This is a genomic window from Streptomyces sp. NPDC037301 (assembly GCF_055602785.1).
Window position 1 is genome coordinate 1 of sequence record NZ_JBVJWD010000144.1, and the last position, 2,661, is coordinate 2,661.

Below are 2,661 nucleotides of genomic sequence, written 5' to 3' on the forward strand. Positions count from 1 at the left end.
TCCGCCGCTACATCATCTGGCGCAACCGCCATGCCGACCACCGGCGCCTACGCGCCGTCGTGGACAGGGCAAACGTTGCCTGATGCGGCACTAGTACTCCAGCCGGACTTCTTCATTCGTGCTGGTCAACGGCTTGGGCGTGGAGAGTGTAGCGGGCTGGAATGGGGGTGGGACGGTCTTTGCCGGGTCGTTCCACGAAGGTGTGACCGCGCCGTGTGTAGTGGCAACGTTCCGGGCAGTCCGCCCGCATGAACGATGCACCAACGAATCTGTGGGAAGAGGGACTTGGCGAACTGCTCTTGCGGATCGGGGGCCGTTTCGCGCGTGTGGAGCCCCGGCGCCGGATGCGGGACTACGTCCGTGGGCTCCTTGGACCGGTGGGCCGCAAGAACGGCTGGCAGCTCGCCGAATACGCCGGCCACGCCACCCCCGACGGGCTGCAGCACCTCCTGTCCCGGAGCCGCTGGGAGGCCGACGAGGTCCGCGACGACCTGCAGGCCTACGTCGCCGAGCACCTCGGCGCGGACAACGGCGTGCTGATCATCGACGACACAGGCTTCGTGAAGAAGGGCACCGCCTCCGCCGGTGTCCAGCGCCAGTATTCCGGCACCGCAGGCCGCACCGAGAATTGCCAGATCGGGGTCTTCGCCGCCTACGCAACTGGCCGCGGCCACACGCTGGTCGACCGTGAGCTCTACCTGCGGCACTGTCACGTTGGCGAATGGCGTGGGAGGATCTTCGAGTTGATCATGGTGGAGGGGGATCGTCCGTGGGGAGCGCGTCGCCGTCGTACAAGGGGCACCGGTACCCGGTGGAGATCAACTCCCACTGCGTGTGGCTGTACTTCCGCTTCCCGCTCAGTTTCCGCGAGGTCGAGGAACTGATGCTCGAGCGCGGCGTGATCGTCTCCCACGAGACCGTCCGCCGCTGGTGCGCGAAGTTCGGCCAGGCCTACGCCAACGGCCTGCGCCGCCGGCGACCCCGGCCCGGCGACAAGTGGCACCTGGACGAGGTCTTCATCAAAATCAACGGAGAGCAGAAGTACCTGTGGCGAGCCGTCGACGCCGACGGCAACGTGCTCGACATCCTGGTCCAGAACCGGCGGGACACCGCTGCGGCCAGGCCCTTCTTCCGCCGCCTGCTGAAGACGACCTGCTCGGTGCCGAGGGTAGTCGTCACGGACAAGCTGCGCTCCTACGGGGCGGCCCACCGCGAGGTGATGCCCTCGGTCGAGCACCGCTCCCACAAGGGCCTGAACAACCGGGCCGAGAACAGCCACCAGGGCACTGTCACGTTGGTTGACCGGGTGAGATGGTCTTCGGGTTGGTCATGGTGGAGGGGGTCGTCCGTGAAAGGCACGCCGTCATACAGGGGGCACCGGTACCCGGTCGAGGTGATCTCCCATTGCGTGTGGCTGTATTTCCGTTTCCCGCTCAGCTTCCGTGAGGTGGAGGAGCTGATGCTCCAGCGCGGCGTGATCGTCTCGTATGAGACCGTTCGCCGCTGGTGTGTGAAGTTCGGGCAGGCCTACGCCGACGGACTGCGCCGCCGCCGGCCACGGCCGGGGGATAAATGGCACTTGGACGAGGTCTTCATCAGGATCAACGGTGAGCTGAAGTATCTGTGGCGGGCCGTCGACCAGGACGGCAACGTGCTGGACATCCTGATGCAGAACCGGCTGGACAAGGCCGCGGCCAGGCGATTCTTCCGCCGCCTGACCCGGGCGGTGCCGCGGGTGGTCGTCACGGACAAGCTCCGCTCCTACGGCGCCGCCCACCGCGAGGTCATGCCCTTCGTGGAGCACCGCTCCCACAAGGGCCTGAACAACCGGGCCGAGAACAGCCACCAGCCGACGAGGCAACGTGAACGGGCCATGAAGGGCTTCCGCAGCGTGGGCGGGGCCCAAAGGTTCCTGTCCGCGTTCAGCGGCATCTCGCCTCACTTCCGGCCTCACCGCCACCTGATGACCGCACATCACTACCGAGCCGAGATGACCGTCCGCTTCACCATCTGGGACCAGGTCACCGGCGCTGCCAGCCGACCCACCACGGCCTGACCACAGGCCCGGAACCCGGCACCACCACACCCCGACAAGCCGTCAGACACCCAAACACCCAACAACGTGACAGTGCCGGCAGAACATGTACACCTACGACTGCCTGCGCTATGGGTCCCAGAGCAATGTCTGGATCAATCCGCAGGGTGCCGACAGTCGGTGGCAGTGCAACACCAATTTCGGCAGCCTGGGTGAAGTCCAGTGGCACGATGATGACAGCAACCTCGAAAGCCCCTATGGCACCACGTGGGCGGAGAAGACTCCCGGTAGTAACGGTCGCTGTCTGACCGGCTACTGGTACCACATGGTCTATCTTGAGCCGTGCTCCAACCCGGTCAACTACTACGAACAGTGGAGCGAGGAGTGGGACGGGGGCTGGAAGGCATTCCGACTGAAGAACCGAATGACGGGTGAGTACCTGACCGCCGACAATCAGGGAAACGTCAGCACCACCGGCTGGGCCAACGACCGCCACCAGCTGTGGAAGTAACACGCGGCGGGCACCTGACTTAGGGCGCGTATCGAGTCGTGATCAATCTGTGGGATTCGCCCTCGCGGCGGGGCCTGGACCGGTAGATGTTCTTGCGTGACGCGAGTGCAACTGA

General features: G+C 65.4%; 2 protein-coding genes and 2 pseudogenes. All 4 read left to right on the forward strand.

The window, feature by feature from the left end; genetic code table 11:
- Positions 1–248: 248 nt before the first annotated feature.
- Positions 249–701, forward strand: a pseudogene (locus tag ACZ7IB_RS48905) (IS701 family transposase); the annotation flags it as partial.
- Between the two features lie 68 nt (positions 702–769).
- Positions 770–1,279: pseudogene (locus ACZ7IB_RS48910) on the forward strand (IS6 family transposase); the annotation flags it as partial.
- A gap of 69 nt (positions 1,280–1,348) precedes the next feature.
- On the forward strand, positions 1,349–2,056 hold the full coding sequence (locus ACZ7IB_RS48915) for an IS6 family transposase (RefSeq protein WP_470921830.1): 708 nt from the start codon (positions 1,349–1,351) through the stop codon (positions 2,054–2,056).
- A gap of 85 nt (positions 2,057–2,141) precedes the next feature.
- Positions 2,142–2,546, forward strand: coding sequence for a hypothetical protein (locus ACZ7IB_RS48920; protein WP_470921828.1), 405 nt, complete (start codon positions 2,142–2,144; stop codon positions 2,544–2,546).
- Positions 2,547–2,661: the final 115 nt, after the last annotated feature.